The sequence below is a fragment of the Bacillus sp. ES1-5 genome (assembly GCF_022487605.1).
Lineage (GTDB): Bacteria > Bacillota > Bacilli > Bacillales > Bacillaceae_G > Bacillus_A > Bacillus_A wiedmannii.
Window position 1 is genome coordinate 64,830 of sequence record NZ_JAKVPU010000013.1, and the last position, 16,057, is coordinate 80,886.

General features: G+C 35.6%; 16 protein-coding genes and 2 riboswitches. Of the genes, 7 read left to right on the top strand and 9 right to left on the bottom strand.

Annotated elements, in window-relative coordinates:
• Positions 1-2: 2 nt before the first annotated feature.
• The gene (locus MKO96_RS27175; protein ID WP_240589231.1) at positions 3-920 is read right to left on the bottom strand and encodes an ABC transporter permease; all 918 of its coding nucleotides are present in this window, start codon (positions 918-920) and stop codon (positions 3-5) included.
• A gap of 136 nt (positions 921-1,056) precedes the next feature.
• Positions 1,057-1,162: riboswitch (SAM riboswitch) on the bottom strand.
• Positions 1,163-1,335: 173 nt separating this feature from the next.
• Here MKO96_RS27175 and MKO96_RS27180 point away from each other — a divergent pair.
• Positions 1,336-1,551 carry a DUF3951 domain-containing protein gene (locus MKO96_RS27180; protein ID WP_240589232.1) on the top strand — a complete coding sequence of 72 codons (216 nt, stop codon included), beginning with the start codon at positions 1,336-1,338 and terminating at the stop codon, positions 1,549-1,551.
• Positions 1,552-1,569: 18 nt separating this feature from the next.
• On the opposite strand, the gene MKO96_RS27185 is transcribed toward MKO96_RS27180, so the two are convergent.
• The 6 genes from MKO96_RS27185 to MKO96_RS27210 all read right to left on the bottom strand — a co-directional run bounded on the left by MKO96_RS27185 (position 1,570) and on the right by MKO96_RS27210 (position 8,344).
• On the bottom strand, positions 1,570-2,073 hold the full coding sequence (locus MKO96_RS27185; RefSeq protein WP_240589233.1) for a hypothetical protein: 504 nt from the start codon (positions 2,071-2,073) through the stop codon (positions 1,570-1,572).
• A gap of 249 nt (positions 2,074-2,322) precedes the next feature.
• A complete protein-coding gene (locus MKO96_RS27190) occupies positions 2,323-3,573 on the bottom strand; it encodes a multidrug effflux MFS transporter (protein ID WP_098123247.1) in 1,251 nt (416 codons plus the stop codon).
• A 127-nt stretch (positions 3,574-3,700) separates the two neighbouring features.
• Complete coding sequence (locus MKO96_RS27195) at positions 3,701-5,419, bottom strand: DUF3981 domain-containing protein (protein ID WP_240589247.1); 1,719 nt, start codon at positions 5,417-5,419, stop codon at positions 3,701-3,703.
• 78 nt (positions 5,420-5,497) lie between these two features.
• Entirely contained in the window at positions 5,498-6,031 is a 534-nt protein-coding gene (locus tag MKO96_RS27200; RefSeq protein WP_240589234.1) for an MFS transporter, read from the bottom strand.
• A complete protein-coding gene (locus MKO96_RS27205; protein WP_240589235.1) occupies positions 6,028-7,464 on the bottom strand; it encodes an FAD-binding protein in 1,437 nt (478 codons plus the stop codon). The genes MKO96_RS27200 and MKO96_RS27205 overlap by 4 nt, the downstream gene beginning before the upstream one ends.
• Positions 7,465-7,579: 115 nt before the next feature.
• Positions 7,580-8,344, bottom strand: coding sequence for a hypothetical protein (locus MKO96_RS27210; RefSeq protein ID WP_088048214.1), 765 nt, complete (start codon positions 8,342-8,344; stop codon positions 7,580-7,582).
• A gap of 145 nt (positions 8,345-8,489) precedes the next feature.
• Here MKO96_RS27210 and MKO96_RS27215 point away from each other — a divergent pair, with 145 nt between their 5' ends.
• From MKO96_RS27215 to MKO96_RS27230, 4 genes are all read left to right on the top strand, one after another.
• Positions 8,490-9,398 (top strand): NAD(P)-dependent alcohol dehydrogenase, encoded by a 909-nt coding sequence (locus MKO96_RS27215; protein WP_240589236.1) that lies wholly within the window; start codon positions 8,490-8,492, stop codon positions 9,396-9,398.
• An 80-nt stretch (positions 9,399-9,478) separates the two neighbouring features.
• Positions 9,479-9,593, top strand: a riboswitch (SAM riboswitch).
• Between the two features lie 85 nt (positions 9,594-9,678).
• Positions 9,679-10,491 (top strand): MetQ/NlpA family ABC transporter substrate-binding protein, encoded by an 813-nt coding sequence (locus MKO96_RS27220; protein WP_240589237.1) that lies wholly within the window; start codon positions 9,679-9,681, stop codon positions 10,489-10,491.
• A gap of 12 nt (positions 10,492-10,503) precedes the next feature.
• A complete protein-coding gene (locus MKO96_RS27225) occupies positions 10,504-11,544 on the top strand; it encodes a methionine ABC transporter ATP-binding protein (protein ID WP_240589238.1) in 1,041 nt (346 codons plus the stop codon).
• Entirely contained in the window at positions 11,519-12,187 is a 669-nt protein-coding gene (locus MKO96_RS27230) for a methionine ABC transporter permease (RefSeq protein WP_000527137.1), read from the top strand. Before MKO96_RS27225 ends, MKO96_RS27230 begins: the two co-directional genes overlap by 26 nt.
• A 37-nt stretch (positions 12,188-12,224) precedes the next feature.
• On the opposite strand, the gene MKO96_RS27235 is transcribed toward MKO96_RS27230, so the two are convergent.
• Complete coding sequence (locus MKO96_RS27235) at positions 12,225-13,001, bottom strand: SDR family oxidoreductase (RefSeq protein WP_240589239.1); 777 nt, start codon at positions 12,999-13,001, stop codon at positions 12,225-12,227.
• Between the two features lie 461 nt (positions 13,002-13,462).
• On the opposite strand from MKO96_RS27235, the gene MKO96_RS27240 reads away from it, so the two are divergent.
• Both MKO96_RS27240 and MKO96_RS27245 read left to right on the top strand, forming a co-directional pair.
• Positions 13,463-14,749: a DUF5068 domain-containing protein gene (locus MKO96_RS27240; protein ID WP_240589240.1), complete on the top strand. Its 1,287-nt coding sequence runs from the start codon at positions 13,463-13,465 to the stop codon at positions 14,747-14,749.
• A 159-nt stretch (positions 14,750-14,908) separates the two neighbouring features.
• A complete protein-coding gene (locus tag MKO96_RS27245) occupies positions 14,909-15,415 on the top strand; it encodes a DoxX family membrane protein (RefSeq protein WP_240589241.1) in 507 nt (168 codons plus the stop codon).
• A gap of 73 nt (positions 15,416-15,488) precedes the next feature.
• Here the strand turns inward: MKO96_RS27245 and MKO96_RS27250 are convergent, their stop codons facing one another.
• Positions 15,489-16,055 carry a DUF4256 domain-containing protein gene (locus MKO96_RS27250; RefSeq protein WP_240589242.1) on the bottom strand — a complete coding sequence of 189 codons (567 nt, stop codon included), beginning with the start codon at positions 16,053-16,055 and terminating at the stop codon, positions 15,489-15,491.
• Positions 16,056-16,057 lie beyond the last annotated feature (2 nt).

Here is a 16,057-nt window from a genome sequence, read left to right on the forward strand (position 1 = left end):
CCTTACGTAATAGAACGAATGCGTGGATCCACAATGCGATGAATAATATCTGTAATGAAAATACAAGAAATTAATAATGCACTATAGAAAATCGTTGTTCCCATAATGACCGGATAATCTCGATTGAAAATACTATCTACAAAATATTTTCCTAGACCAGGGATTGAAAAGATTTTTTCAATAACGAAAGTCCCTGTTAACAGTCCAGCCATTAATGGTCCAACAAATGTAAGTACTGGAACAATCGCATTTCGAAGAGCATGTCTTATAATGATTTTCTTAATTGGTATGCCTTTCGCTCTCGCTAGCTTAATATAATCACTCTGTAAAACTTCGATCATATTAGAACGAACAAACCTTGTAATAACCGCGATTGGCCCTAACGCTAATGCAAAAGATGGTAATACCGTATGTTCAAATGTTCCCCAAGAAGCTACTGGTAAGAGTTCAAATTGAATAGCGAATACTTGTATAAATAGCGGTGCTAAAATAAAACTTGGAATAGAAATACCGAAGATTGCTAGCAAACTCACACCATAATCAATTACTCTCCCATGATAGAGCGCTGCAAATGTACCTGCAGCAATTCCGACTAACAATGAAATAACAAGAGCTTGTAGACCAATAATCGCTGATGGACCAAATCCTGTCGTTATAATCTCTGATACACCTTGCCCTGTCGATTGAACAGATTCACCAAAATCAAAATGAACTACGCCGTCTAAATAAGCAACATATTGATTCCATAACGGTTCATCAAGATGATACTTCGCTCTCATGTTTTGTATCACTTCTTCAGGAAAGATTTTCGCATCTGATGAAAATGGATCCCCTGGAATAATATGCATAATTAGAAATGTCACTGTCGTAATAACCCATAGTGTGAACACCATAACCGATAATTTTTTAATTACATACACTTCAATAACCCCCTAAACACATGAATTTACTTTGTTTTATGGATGTACTTTTTCCATTACTCCCTTTTCTTTTTTTAGAATACAAAAAGCCTTGATCTTAAAAAATAAGATCAAGGCTTAATAAACAAAGGCCCATCACTTATCTTTCAAGACTTGCTTGCTGGAATTAGCACGGTGTTCATCTTACAGAACCCGCTGCTGAGGTGTCATAGGGCCAGTCCCTCTACCTCTCTGGATAAGTAAATTGCTATATTATTATTTAGTTCAAATTGTATATTTTGAATTATAATTCTGAAAAAATGAAAAGTCAATCAAATTTGGTATATTTAGAAAAATCAGTTTTCAATAGCGTCATTTATCTAAATTACAGTTTTTCGCTTATACTAAAAAGAAATGATATGAAAGGAGTTATATGATGGATCCCTTACTGCTTGCTACTATAGGATTACCATTAACAATCGTTATACTTGTCATCATCGGCTTCTATAAACTCTTTATTAAAAAGAAACATATCACTTCTTTTTATACCCCCTTTGATACTATTACCGGACAAACAATTTCCGAATTTCACGAAGAGCAGAAAGTATTAGTATCTGAAGATGAAGACGGAGATGGTAAGAAGAAAAAATAACCTTGCGCGTACGCAAGGTTATTTTTTCGTTTCTGCTTGAAAACGTTTATAGTATGTTGATGCTGTTGCAAAGTTAATTTCTATATCACGAATCAATGATGAGTCTTCTTCTTTAGCTAACTTCTGTAATTTTTTCATTGCTTGTTCCGATTCATTCAAGAAACCAGCGTATACCTCATGTTCTTGCTCTTTCGACTTTGGAACACGAATTTCTTTACGTATATTATCAATATCTTCTAACATACTAGTCGTTACCTTTTGTACATCTTCTTTATATGCAGTATTCGTTATTTCCTTACCGCCTTTTTCTTTTGCCACTTCAAATAACTGCAGTGCTTTATTAATTTCTTTATTCATTTTCATATCGTATTTTTCATGTACTGCACGGTATTCTTTCATCTCTTCTGTTTGCTCAGTAGATTGCTCTACCTTTTCTTCCGGTTCTTTCGTATCTTTATTTCCATTACATCCCGCTAGAAGGATCATACTTCCCATTACAGCAATACCCAAAACCTTCTTCATCGCTTCTTCTCCTTTTATCTACAGCTACTACTCATTATAGTTTCTTTTATCTCCACTTGTTATTATACCGAGAACATCCTACTTTTTACACTTAAGACGTTACCTTAATATACATGCCTACATTTTTGTCACAGTATCGTCACTTTATGCAAATAACTTTTGCATCACCTTACAAAGCTGTATGAGTTATTTCAAAGAAATGAAAAAAGAGCTGATTCAAAAACATTTGAATCAACTCTTTTTTATAATTTAAGCTTCTAAATTTTGTCTTTGTTGCAGTTCAAACTGCTTTTCACTTCTTCTGGCCATAAATAGATAACATAATACAGCACCAATTTCACAAAGAGCTATCACAACCCCCATCGGTAATGCGGTATTGCTTCCGCCAATACCTACTAATGGTGCAACAAGTGCTCCTGAAATGAACTGTAATAATCCTAATAAGGCCGATGCTGTTCCTGCAGCTTGTTTCTGATTTCTCATCGCTAACGAGAACCCAGTTGTTGAGACAACCCCCACACTTGATACAACAAGGAATAATGAACATAAAACACCAATTAAACCTATTCCTAGTACGATTGTCAGTAATAAAGATAGGCCACCAACAGCTGCGATAATAATACCAGCAACAAATAATGTCTTCTCATTCACTTTCCCTGCTAAACGGCCCGTTACCTGACTAGCAATAATAATACCGATACCGTTAATCGCAAAGAATAAACTAAATTGCTGTGGTGATGCTCCGTATATGTTCTGCAACACAAATGGTGAGCCTGAAATGTAAGCAAACATTGCCGCTGTTACTAGTCCTTGTGACAATGCATATCCCATAAACAAACGATCCTTTAACAGTTTTCCGTAAGTCGCCAATGTCCCTGACAAACCACCTGTTTCTCTTTCTTCAGGAGGTAATGTTTCACGTAATACGAAAGTAGCTGATATTAACATGAATACACTAATTGCTCCAAGAACGATGAAGACACCGCGCCATGTTGTAAACTGTAGCAATTGTCCTCCAATAATCGGTGCCAAAATAGGCGCCGCTCCGTTTACTAGCATAAGCAGTGAGAAAAACTTCGTCATTTCAGAACCTGAATACATGTCACGTACCATTGCACGTGATATAACAATCCCAGCCGATCCTGAAGCTCCTTGTAAGAAGCGTAATAACACTAAACTCCAAATAGATGGCGCAATAGCACAAAGTAAAGAAGAAGCAACATAAATAATAAGAGCAATAATAAGAGGTTTGCGCCTTCCGTAAATGTCACTAATTGAACCAACAAATAATTGTCCTACTGAAAGCCCAAGCAAACAAGCTGTCAATGTAAGCTGTGCAAGAGATGCGCCTGTTTGTAAATCATCCGTTAATTTTGGTAAAGAAGGCAAATACATATCAATAGATAATGGCCCAATCGCCGTAAGTGTCCCTAATACAAGAATCATCCATAACCTATTTGTCTTTACAGGTTTATATATTTCGTGATTAACTCCATTCACCTTTTCCGTTCACCCTTTCCGATAAATACTAAATCGTAACAATTATAGTTACAACATAAACATACGTCAAGTATAGTGCATTTTCCTGTTTCATACCGTAAAAAAAAGCGATAGAATTTCTATCGCTTTACTTTTTCAAATTGCTATTTGCAAATTTAGATACGGAAGACATCGCCTCTCCTGTATCTAAATATGTGATTTGAATTGGATCTCCCACTTCTGTAAACATAGCATATGGGAATTTCTTCACCGGTATCATAAATACTTTTTGTTCATTCTCTAACAGTACATACACAATTGTATTTTCACCTGATTTTTCTTTATATACACGTTGTACAACGCCTTCTTTTTGTGCCTCTTTACCATTTGAAGTCGGTCTAAATGAATCTCCACTTCCACTCAGCGCATTTTTATAATTCTCAAGCGCTTCTTTTTGCGTCGAACCTGTTGCAAATATTTTCGCATTAGAAGCATAGATAACCGTATGAGCACGTACTAATCCCCCGTCATCAATAACAGGTACAATCCAAGAAGGTTTACCGTACACGTTATAAATAACCGGCATCGTTCCGTGCCATTTCTCTCTCTTGAAGGAATTATCCACTACTTCCGATGCAGCTGAACCATCCATAATTCCCTTTACTTCTTTTCCGTTATAGTAATACAACTTACCTGTACGCGCATCGATAAGCGAGTAACCTAACGCAGAATCTACTCCTTCTTTCGGAGAGGTGAAATCAGTAAAGTAATATAGCGTTCCATCCTTACCGAAGATTGGTGTAACTCCTTCTTTCGTTCCCCACTCAGTCGGGATCTTCATATCAGTTTGCGAGAATTTCGTATTCCAAAACCCGTGAATATACTTACCGAAATACGTATTTAATGTAGATGCGGTCTCGTGATTTAATACGCCATCAACAAATTTAGGCGCCTTTCCTTTATCGTATCTTTTCACTTCACCTGTTTGTGCATCTACTACTACAACGCCCTCTACCTCAAATCCAGATCTTCCTGAAATAAATTCACCATACGTCATTGTATAATACGGTTTCCCTTTATCATCAACTTCGAATTTAGGTTTCCCTTTAAAAATCAAATCCGGTTCTGCTTTTCGAACGACACGTTCTAATTTATTACCAAAAAACATGCTCGGCACATATTTCATTTTATAACCAAGATGCAGTTTCGCTTCCGCATCAGGATTCGTACCTGACATCGTTACGTACCCTGGAATGGTCTCAGCTTTACGTGCTTTAAAAAAGCCTGAAACTTCAATCGGTGCTACATATAAAGCCTCACCATTTACCATTTGTGGCGTTAATTCCCCTAGCTCAAAATAAGCTACTTTCGGAATATCCCCAAATACTTTTTTCATTTTATTCTCCGCTGTCTTTGGCGGCACTGTAAATGGTTGATCATTTTCAGTAAACGGCTCTGAAATATCTTTCTCGATTTTCACAACAGAATCATATTTTTTTTGCGTGATTACTATATCGTGCAAATAACCAAAATAGCCGTAACTTGCGAGTAAAACAAACATTAGAAGTCCCTTTAACGTACCTTCTAATTTCCCTATTTGATTTTGTGAAAATAAAACAAGCCCAATTAAAACTGCTACTGCAACGGCATAATGAGTAAGAATCGAATCTGCTCGATCATCGATTAGCCAAAGATATTCATAGATTGCAATACCTATCCAAAATAATACAGGAATAACTAAAATGGATGATTTCTTACCCTTTATAACCTTCTCATCCCCTTTCTTATCCACTGCTCGAAGTTTACTACCGCTTCTTGTCCATGGAATCAAAAACAAAGTGAGAATAGCTAAAATTAAAAATTTCATCAAAGGCAATGTCCCCTTTTCTTTTATTTTCCCTTTTAGTATAACAAATAAAGGGTATTCAGGTAAAAATGGGGATGATTATATTTTTTTACTACTTAATACAATCCCACTCACTACATATAAGATAGATGCAATATAAAAAATGGTGCCAATCGTAAAGAAATCTACTAAATATCCCGTTGCAATAATTGCTACTGCTCCTCCAATCGATGTCCACACATGATATTTTCCAATCTCATAACCAGCATTTTCTTGCACAACCTTTCGTGCTAGCGACGTCTTCTCCGTATTACGCTGCACAGCACCTAAAACTCCCATTACAATTTGAAGAATATACACATGCCAGACTTCCGTGGCAATCGGGAAACAAAGCATTAATATTGCCATGGACCAAGCATATATAATTAATAATTTTTGATCGCCTACTCGATCAGACATCTTTCCTACTAATGGATATACAAGTGCTGAAGTTAAAGCAAATAAGCCATACGCCCAGCCAAACTGCGAGAAGCTATTCCCAACATTCCGAAGCAATAGAATGTAAAAAGGAAATACCATACTTCCCGCCATCATAATTATGCTTTGTGCCGCTACAAATCTTCTATATGTCATTTCGTATACTCCCTATAAAATAAATTCACAAATCTCTCTTTTGGATCCGCTTCTTTTTTCTTCTGAAGAAATTCTTCTATACGAGGATATGCCCTCTTTAACTGCTCCTTCGTTGGATACGAATAGTACGGTAAATAATAACTACCATTATGTTTTAAAGTAACATCAATCATTTTCTGAATGACATCTTCTGTTTTCTTTATTTCACCCTCTGAGCGTCCTTGGTTAATTAAAAGAACTAGCGCAAACATATCATCTTTCGCATAGGATAAAACTGCATTTTCATTCTTTTCCACATAACGAATCGTAATATTGAGCAAATTAAACTCTTCTTCATTTAATACGTTACGTAAATCATCTATGTATTCCGTGAAGAAATCTATAGGCACAAAGTATTCTTGTAACACTTCTATTCTATTCGGATTTTCATATTCCATAAAGGCACTATCTGACCTCATAACATTATTTCGCGTCTCATACGCCCCATCTGTACGCTCAAAATAACTTCTTTGTATATCCCAAAATGTATTCTTTCCCCAATCACTATAACGGGATAATCCGAGTAAAAATTTCGGTGCAGCTATAATAGTTTCCTCTTTTAATTCACTGTACTCTTCCCTCATATTTTGATTTTTCGCCAATGTATAATCTGTCACATACATCTCTTTTAAAAATGAATTGGGGGCAACAGAAATACGGGCTAAGTGCATACGAACATTTTCATCTCTTTTCACTTTATCTTTGAAATAAGACGTGTATTCTTTATAATCTATCATTCTCGTGTGCATTTCATATAATTCATCATCAGTTAGCTTTAATGTCACATCTAAAATGACACCGAATAACCCGTAACCACCTATGACATATGGAAATAACTCTGCATTTTCTTCTCTACTTACATTACGCACCGTACCATCTGCCATTAACAATCTAAACGACTCTACTGTATCAATCAATGCTTCATGACGAATATCACGCCCATGTACATTTACACTTAATGAACCACCAACAGTAAAAATATTTTGAGATTGCATTACTTGAACCGCAAGGCCATATGGATTGATTTTCTTTTGAATGTCATTCCATGTGACACCGCTTTGCACCCTAATCCTCTTCTTCTTCGGGTCAAATTCTAATATTTTATTATATCCCTTCATATCAAGCATCGTACCGTTCGGATAATACGTCTGTCCGCCTTGGCTATGTTGCATACCTGCAATGGAAATTTTCTCTCCAGAAATATTTGCATCTTTCACTACCTGTTTTAATGAACGTTCATCCTCAACATTTTCAACACGTTTAATTTTCGTTGGAAGCAACTTTCCTACATCGCTCATAATAGGATGTTCTAGTTGCTCTTTATATGTATTTATAGATGTCGCAAGCAACACTGTATAAGCTACAATGACCACCGCTATCTTTCTTTTTTTCAAATGACACTCTCCTCTTCCACAGTTTTCCCTCTTCATATTGTACCTATTTTCCTGAAAAGAAAGTATGAATAAAAAAAGAGAGCCCTTATTCTAGGTCCCTCTCTCATCAAAACTATCATTTTGCTGCTGGCAATTGTATTGGATCAAACTTTTCGTACGACGTATATTTTGCGTTCGTAATAATGTGTGCTTTATCCTTGCCGTTACTACTCATAATCATGTCTATCTTTGCTGATTCATATTTAAAATCTTTTGTAATGATATATTCTGCATCCACTTCTTCTATCTTCGCATTTTGTGCTTGTAGCATTTTCTTCTGCGTTTCATCCATGCTAGTTAACATACTTTCTGTTTCTTGCCCTTTTAATGTAAATTTCAGTTTATATTTATCTCCGCTTTTCTCCATCTTCATTTTATCTAAAACTACTGCTGGTACTTCTAAATTATCTATAATATCTTGAGTCGCCTTCATTCCACCAGCGTTTAACTGCTCCTCTGGTACGGTTATAACTTCTCCTGTATTAGGGTTTTTCACCTCACCAGCAACTTTGCCATCCACAGTATACACTACAACATCTGTACCAGAAATATTCATTTCAGAACGAGAATTCTTTGTCTTTGGCTCTAATTGCATCTTAGCCTTTAATATATCCATCTCTGTTCCTTCAGCCTTTATCGCTACATCATATGTCATCGTTACATGTTCTTCATTTTTAAAAGCGTCATTCGTTTTCTTGAAAACATCCTTCGCTGCTAATTCTTTTTCTTTTTGCATGGCTTCTTTTTTCGGTTCATCAGTTTTTGTTGTTTTCTCATTACTACACCCTACCCCTAGACTGATTGCAAGCACTAAACTTGAAATAAAAATAGTTTTTTTCATAATGTCGCCCCCTTTCCAAAAATGATATCATCTCTTTTCCTATGAAATCTATATAATTTTTAATCTTTATTCGCTATATAGCGACATGTTTAATGAAGATTTTAAATATGATGTAAATAACAACAACTCATTTCAGGAGGTCATTATGAAGGCGATCATTTGCACACAGTATGGACCACCTAACGTTCTCCAGCTTCAAAATATAGAGAAACCTACACCTAAAAAGAACGAAGTATTAATTAAAATTCACGCAACAAGTGTATCGACTGGAGATTGTAGAATACGCGGCTTTAATAGCCCCCTCTTATTTTGGATTCCTATGCGGATCATATTAGGTTTCAGAAAACCGAGAAAACCTATACTCGGCGTAGAGTTATCCGGTGAAATCGAAGAAATAGGAACAGATGTAACTCAATTTAAAAAAGGTGATCCAATTTTTGCATTAACAGAACTAAACCTCGGTGGTTATGCCGAGTACACATGCGTACATGAAAGTGGATTAATAACATTAAAACCTACCAATGTGACGTATGAAGAAGCGGCAGTTATTCCTTTTGGTGGAACTTCAGCATTGCATTTCCTGAGAAAGGGCCGTATAAAAAAAGGGCAACAAGTGCTCATATATGGGGCCTCCGGATCAGTAGGAACAGCTGCTGTACAACTTGCTAAATATTTCGGTGCGACCGTTACAGCTGTTTGTAGTAATTCAAATTTTGAACTCGTTCAATCTTTAGGAGCTGATACAGTAATTGATTATACGAAAGAAGATTTTACTAAGCGGCACGAGCGCTACGATATTATATTTGATGCAGTTGGGAAATATAAAAAATCCCTTTGCACAAATACATTAACACCCAATGGAAAATATGTATCTGTTAATGGAATGATGGCAAAGGTAAGTAAAGAGGATATGATTCTACTAAAAGAACTAACTGAAACCGAACATTTAAAACCTGTTATTGATAGAACTTACCGATTAGAAGAAATTGCTGAAGCCCATATGTATGTGGAAAAGGGACATAAGAAAGGTAATGTTTCGATTACCTTAAAATAAAATATATTCAGAAAATAACATTGACAATTCTTTTTGTAAGATTTACTATTAGTACCATATTAAAAAACTACATACACAAACTCTTATCAAGAGTGGCGGAGGGACTGGCCCGATGATGCCCGGCAACCGAGCTTATAACTTATAAGCTAAGGTGCTAATTCCTGCAAAACGAGTTTTCGTTTTGGAAGATAAGAGAGGAACCTATTTTGTCTATTCGGCACCTCTCTTATTTTTGAGAGGTGCTTTTTATTTTGGAACGCATATGAAGGGGGAATTATAGATGAAAAAAGTATTATTGAGCATTGTAAGTGGAGCGGTATTATTGCTAGGTGCATGTGGTGCTAATTCTGATAAAGAGGTAAAAGCATTAGATGAGAAAAAGATTACTGTCGGTGTAACTGGCGGACCGCATGAACAAATTTTTGAAAAGGTAAAAGAAGTGGCAGCAAAAGACGGACTCGAAATCGATGTAAAAGTATTTAATGATTATGTAGCACCAAACGTATCCTTAGATGAAAAAAGCCTCGATGTAAATAGCTATCAAACAAAATCATATTTAGACGTATTTAAAGCTGAGCGCAATATGAAATTAACGGAAGTATTTTCAACAGTAACATTCCCTATGGGCGTATATTCTAAAAGCTTAAAGGATGTAAAAGACTTAAAAGAGGGCGACGCAATCGCTGTCCCAAATGATCCAACGAATGAACTTCGAGCTTTAAAGCTATTTGAAAAAGCAGGAGTTTTAAAAGTAGATCCAAAGGCGACAGAAAAAGCGACTGCGAAAGATGTCATTGAAAATCCGAAAAATTTAAAGATTGTTGAATTAGAGGCATCTCAATTACCCACACAACTAAGTGAAGTGAAAGCAGCTGCAATTAATACAAACTTTGCATTAGGTGCAAAATTAAGCCCTGCGAAAGATTCTATTTTCCGTGAAGGAAAAGATTCACCATATGTGAACTGGGTCGTTGTTCGTACTGAAAATAAAGATGATGCTGTTATAAATAAATTAAAGAAAGCTTATCAATCTAAAGAAGTAAAAGAATTTATCGAGAACAAATTTGATGGTTCTGTTTTGCCGTCTTGGTAGGAGCTGATGATAATGATTGAATTAAAAAATGTATCCAAAGTATTTACAACAAAAAAAGGGAATGTAGAAGCTCTTAAGTCTACTTCCCTTCAAATAAAAAAGGGCGAAGTATTTGGAATCATTGGATATAGTGGCGCTGGTAAAAGTACATTAATTCGATGTGTAAATTTATTAGAAAAACCAACGACAGGAAATATCATTGTAAACGGCCAAGACTTAACAACTTTATCAGCAAAAGAACTAGCAAAATCGAGACAAAAAATCGGGATGATTTTTCAAGGATTCAACTTACTTAAAACCGTGACAGTTTATGAAAATATCGCATTACCGTTACGTCTATCTGGTCTTCCCAAAAATGAAATTGAAAAAAGGGTAGAAAAGTATTTACGTATTGTCGATCTTTTTAATCGAAAAGATGCCTATCCGAGTGAACTTTCTGGTGGCCAGAAGCAGCGTGTTGCCATTGCACGTGCACTATCACATGAACCGGAAGTATTATTAAGCGACGAAGCAACGAGTGCTTTAGACCCAGAAACAACAGATTCTATTCTTGACCTATTACTAAAGATTAATGAAGAAATCGGGATTACAATTTTATTAATTACACATGAAATGAATGTCATCCAGCGTATATGTGACCAAGTTGCTGTTATGGAACACGGGGCAGTAGTCGAAAGCGGGACTGTGAAGGATATCTTCACAAACCCACAACATACAACAACGAAAAAATTTGTAAACAGCGCCTTTGCAGCTAAAATTCCAGAAGAAGTACAAAAAGAACTACAAAGAACCGGAGAAATCGTAACACTTTCATTTATAGGAACTTCTTCTGGCGAACCAGCGTTAGCTATCGCTACAAAACGTTTTCAAGTGTATCCAAATATTTTATCTGGTAATATCACACAGTTAAAACATGAAGCATATGGGAAACTAGTCATTCATATGCAAGGTGAAAAAAATGAAGTAAACCGCGCTTTATCATTTTTACAAGCGCAAGGGATCATCGTAGAAGGAGGTAGAACAGACTATGGGAAACAAGTCCTTTTTGGATGAATGGGGTAAAGTCATATGGGAAGCAACCATTCAAACATTTCAAATGACATCTATTTCACTATTCATCTCTATCCTTATTGCATTACCACTTGGCGTTACACTTGTTTTAACGAGACCTGGTGGACAGCACGAAAATAAAATCATTTATCCAATTCTTAATACCATTATTAATATCATTCGCTCTCTTCCATTTATCATTCTACTATTCTTTATTTTACCTTTTACAAAGTTTCTAATGGGAACATCCATTGGTGTGCAAGGTGTCATCGTACCACTTGTCGTATTCACAGCTCCTTATATTGCACGATTAATGGAGACAGCTTTATTAGAAGTAGATCGTGGTGTTATTGAAGCTTACCAAGCAATGGGCGTTTCTACTATAAAAATCATTTGGCACGTTATGGTGAAAGAAGCTCGTCCCTCCCTTGTACTTGGCTTAACAATTGCAACGATTGGTTTAATCGGTGCAACAGCAATGGCTGGACTTGTAGGTGCTGGCGGTCTTGGTGATTTAGCATATCGATTCGGACATTTACGCTACGAACCTGAAGTAATGTATGCAACAGTCTTTATTTTAATTATCCTCGTTCAAGGACTACAGTCTTTAGGAAATGGTGTTGCACGAAGATTGAAGAAAGATTAAAAAAGAAGGTATCTCACCAGGGTGAGATACCTTCTTTTTATCTTTTAAATCCACCTTCAGAATGAATGACTTGTCCAGTAATCCATTCTGCTTCTTCACTTACTAAAAATGTAATGAGTCTTGCTGCATCCCTTGGCTCACCAATTCTACCAAAAGGAAACATCGGCTTTAATCCTTGCTTTATATCTTCAGTCATCCATCCTGTACTAGTTGGACCTGGGTTAATTGCATTCACTGTTATTCCTAAATGAGCTACCTCAGCTGACAACGTACTAGTAAGAGCATCAATAGCTCCCTTCGTTGTTGCATACGCTAGTTCTCCTGCCATAGGTCCTTTAAATTGTCCCGATGTCATATTCACAATTCTACCACCAGATTTCTTATCAAACCCTTGGGCAAATTGACTACTTAACAATGTAGTCGCACGGACATTTACCATGTAGTGCTTATCTAGTTCTTCAGCAGTCAAATTAGAGAAGTCATTATTCGTAGAATACGCTGCATTATTAATTAATATATGAGGGTAGCCTAGTTGCTCAGTAACTTTATTTATAAGCTCTTTCGGTGCATCATTCTGAGTTAAATCTAACTCCATACTCGATACTTTAACACCGCTTTTTAGTAACTCTTCTTTTAATTGTATTTGTTCACTTTGATCAACGCCCCAAGGCATCTCTTTATCGTACGCTGTCCAATACGTAAAAAATATATCGTATCCTGCTTCAGCTAATTCTTTACAAATCGCTGCACCTATACCATCTAGACGACTTACACCTGTAACAACTGCTATTTTATTTTTTAATTGATCCATCATATACTCCTCCAATTTTAAAGGACGCATATTTTATATAAGAGATATGAATTTCCCTATGCATTATCTTTACAAAAGGGATGTACAAGCCAAATATGCAGTCCTTGAATGATTTACAGGTAGCTAAATAAACCCTCACTTATGAGAGGAAAATTTATCTATCTAGTTTCTAATCATTACAAGCTCATCCACATATTGAGTCCTTGTCCCCTTTCCATATATCTCTATTTCTATCATACCAATATGATGTAATATTTCAAATGATAAAAAAATAAAAATCAATATTCCATGCCGACCTTCTACTAATTTTAGTATATTACAATAACTAAATAATTAAAATAATCAGAAAAACACTGGTAAATACTGGCTTTATTTTTTATAATAAAATGTGGGGCTAATGTGAGAGTTGTAAACGGTCTTATTATACAGACTCAACTAGTTTTAAACAAATAGGGGGAAGAAACATGTCAAAAAAATTACTTTCTTTATTTTCTACAGTAATCGTAGCAGCGTTTGTAATAACTGGCTGTGGTCAAAGCGATACGACAAATAAAGAACAAAAAGAGAATGCAACAAAAGAAAGCAAAACAGAAAAAACGGATACAACGAAAGAAAATAAACCTGAAGAGAAAAAATCTGAAGATAAAAAACCTGAAAATACAGCTACTAGCTCAAGTGATTACTCTAAGCTGATTTCCTATATGGAAAAAGAAACAGGTGGTAAAACAAAAGTCCTTTTTGAAAATAAGGAACCACAAGTGTATAAAGCTGAAGATGTTTCAGTATCAATGAATGGTTACACATTAGTTGAATTAAATGGATTCCATACAAACTTCGACATTCCGTTTAATCGTCAAACAGAGGGCGGAGTTATTCTTGTGAACTACAGCGTAAAAAATAGTTCAGCTAAAGATATTTATTATATGCCAGCATTGGACATGTCATTTACTGGTGCGCAGAAAGCGTATAGTAACTATAAAGATTTAATTCCAAAAGAAGATCAGCTACCAACTAAGCTTGCTCCAACGAATGATTACTTAGTAAAAGCAGGGGAAACTATTTCTGGTTATATCGCTTATCCATTCGGAAAAGACGATTTAGCGAAAATTTCAAGTCTCTCAACAGTCTCAGTCACAGTCCCAACTGCACAAGCGAATAAAGGAAAATTTGATGCTCCAATCGGAAGCCCTGGAAGCTTTTCATTAAGTTTAAACAAACAAGGTGCTGAAAAGGTTGCAACAAATAACACTTTCTACCAAGATAAAGCTACAGCTAATAACATGGGCGATAAAAAAATGTTAAAAGAGAAATCAAGTATTAATAACAGCCAAGAATTAGGCGCTGTTAACGTTACATTAGATGGATATCAATTTACTCAATTCACACCAAATTCCGTCGAAGCTCCACGCTTTGCAAATTTTAAAAACGGTCTCGTTCTATTAACAGTAAAATTCAAGCTTGATAACAAAGATACTCAAGACGTTTCACTGTCTCCTATAAGCTCTACATTGAGAGTGAATGATGGTACACAATATACGATTAATGAAGGTATGCTACTAAATTACGACTATAACGCTGCAGTTAAAACTGGAACATCTGGAGAGTTACTACAAGTATATATTTTAGATCAAGAGCAGTATGAAAAGATTTGGAAAGACAAAAGCTTTGAGATTGAGTTAGGACCTATGAGAAATAAAGAAGCAAAAGATATTTCACAAGGTAAAAAAGCTAAATTTACATTACCAAAATAAATCACTAAGTATATATTAGAAAAGGCATATAACATATGATTGTTATATGCCTTTTTCATTTTATAAAAACACCATTTTTGTTCACACTTTATCCATTGTGAATATATTCACAATGGATATATAATAAACATGTAAATACAATACATTGGAGGGATTTCAATGGTTATCAATTTTTTAAGAACTGATAAACGCGCTACTTTCTTATTATTATTTTTACGACTTTACATAGGATATGCATGGCTCGCTGCCGGAATAGGCAAAGTTTTCGGGCAATCTTTTGATGCAAGTGGTTTTCTAAAGGGCGCTATCGCTCAAGCATCAGGTGACCACCCTGCCGTACAAAGTTGGTGGGCAGATTTCCTTCAACACTTTGTTCTTCCAAACGCAGACCTATTTAGCTTTTTAGTTCAATGGGGAGAAATTTTAGTAGGTCTAGGTTTAATTTTAGGCGGATTAACAAAAACTGCTGCATTCTTTGGAATTATAATGAATCTTTCATTTTTACTAAGTGGAACTGTTAGTGTAAATCCAAATCTGCTTATTTTAACTATGTTCATTTTAGTTGCAGGTCATAACGCTGGACGTATTGGATTAGATGGCTATGTTTTCCCTAGACTTTTCCGTAAAAACAATCATGAAACATATAAATTAAGTAAAACTGCGTAGTAACAATTTACTTTTAAAATATAAGTAAGAAAAAGAGCCTACGTATAGGCTCTTTTTCTTACTTACTCCAAATTTAAACTCTTAACGAACCGCGAAATCCTCTAGCAGCATAATAGGAATCTGCTCCATTGTGGTACACAAAAACGTGTCCGAAGCGATAATCGCAAAATAGAGCACCACCGAGTTCTCGAATATCTGAAGGCGTTTGTACCCAACTTGATGATTTCATGTCGAAATCCCCAAGTTGTTGCAACTCTCGATATTGTTCTTCCGTTAATAATTCAATACCCATAGCAGTTGCCACATCAATAACGTTATTTTCTGGTTTATGTTTTTTTCTTGCCTCTAACGCTTCAAGATCATAACAAAAACTTCTGCGACCTTTAGGACTCTCCTTTGAACAATCATAGAAAGTATACTCGTCCTTCTCTTCATCATAACCAACAACATCCGGCTCACCGCCAGTTACTTCCATTTCATGAATTGACCATAATTTTTCATTATTAGTAGCTAGCTTTGCTTCAACTTTAGCCCATTCAAGACCTTCATGGCGGTTCATGTTTTTCTCAAAACGTGCTTGTAATACTTTTAATAGTTCTTCATGTTGTTCTACAGATAATGCATTTGTATTCTCTGTCATAT

Excerpts from the sequence above, each read along its gene's own strand:
- MKO96_RS27180 (WP_240589232.1), top strand. The coding sequence starts at position 1,336 with ATGGATCCCTTACTGCTTGCTACTATAGGATTACCATTAACAATCGTT.
- MKO96_RS27185 (WP_240589233.1), bottom strand. The coding sequence starts at position 2,073 with ATGAAGAAGGTTTTGGGTATTGCTGTAATGGGAAGTATGATCCTTCTA.
- MKO96_RS27195 (WP_240589247.1), bottom strand. The coding sequence starts at position 5,419 with ATGAAATTTTTAATTTTAGCTATTCTCACTTTGTTTTTGATTCCATGG.
- MKO96_RS27200 (WP_240589234.1), bottom strand. The coding sequence starts at position 6,031 with ATGACATATAGAAGATTTGTAGCGGCACAAAGCATAATTATGATGGCG.
- MKO96_RS27210 (WP_088048214.1), bottom strand. The coding sequence starts at position 8,344 with ATGAAAAAAACTATTTTTATTTCAAGTTTAGTGCTTGCAATCAGTCTA.
- MKO96_RS27215 (WP_240589236.1), top strand. The coding sequence starts at position 8,490 with ATGAAGGCGATCATTTGCACACAGTATGGACCACCTAACGTTCTCCAG.
- MKO96_RS27220 (WP_240589237.1), top strand. The coding sequence starts at position 9,679 with ATGAAAAAAGTATTATTGAGCATTGTAAGTGGAGCGGTATTATTGCTA.
- MKO96_RS27225 (WP_240589238.1), top strand. The coding sequence starts at position 10,504 with ATGATTGAATTAAAAAATGTATCCAAAGTATTTACAACAAAAAAAGGG.
- MKO96_RS27230 (WP_000527137.1), top strand. The coding sequence starts at position 11,519 with ATGGGAAACAAGTCCTTTTTGGATGAATGGGGTAAAGTCATATGGGAA.
- MKO96_RS27235 (WP_240589239.1), bottom strand. The coding sequence starts at position 13,001 with ATGATGGATCAATTAAAAAATAAAATAGCAGTTGTTACAGGTGTAAGT.
- MKO96_RS27240 (WP_240589240.1), top strand. The coding sequence starts at position 13,463 with ATGTCAAAAAAATTACTTTCTTTATTTTCTACAGTAATCGTAGCAGCG.
- MKO96_RS27245 (WP_240589241.1), top strand. The coding sequence starts at position 14,909 with ATGGTTATCAATTTTTTAAGAACTGATAAACGCGCTACTTTCTTATTA.
- MKO96_RS27250 (WP_240589242.1), bottom strand. The coding sequence starts at position 16,055 with ATGACAGAGAATACAAATGCATTATCTGTAGAACAACATGAAGAACTA.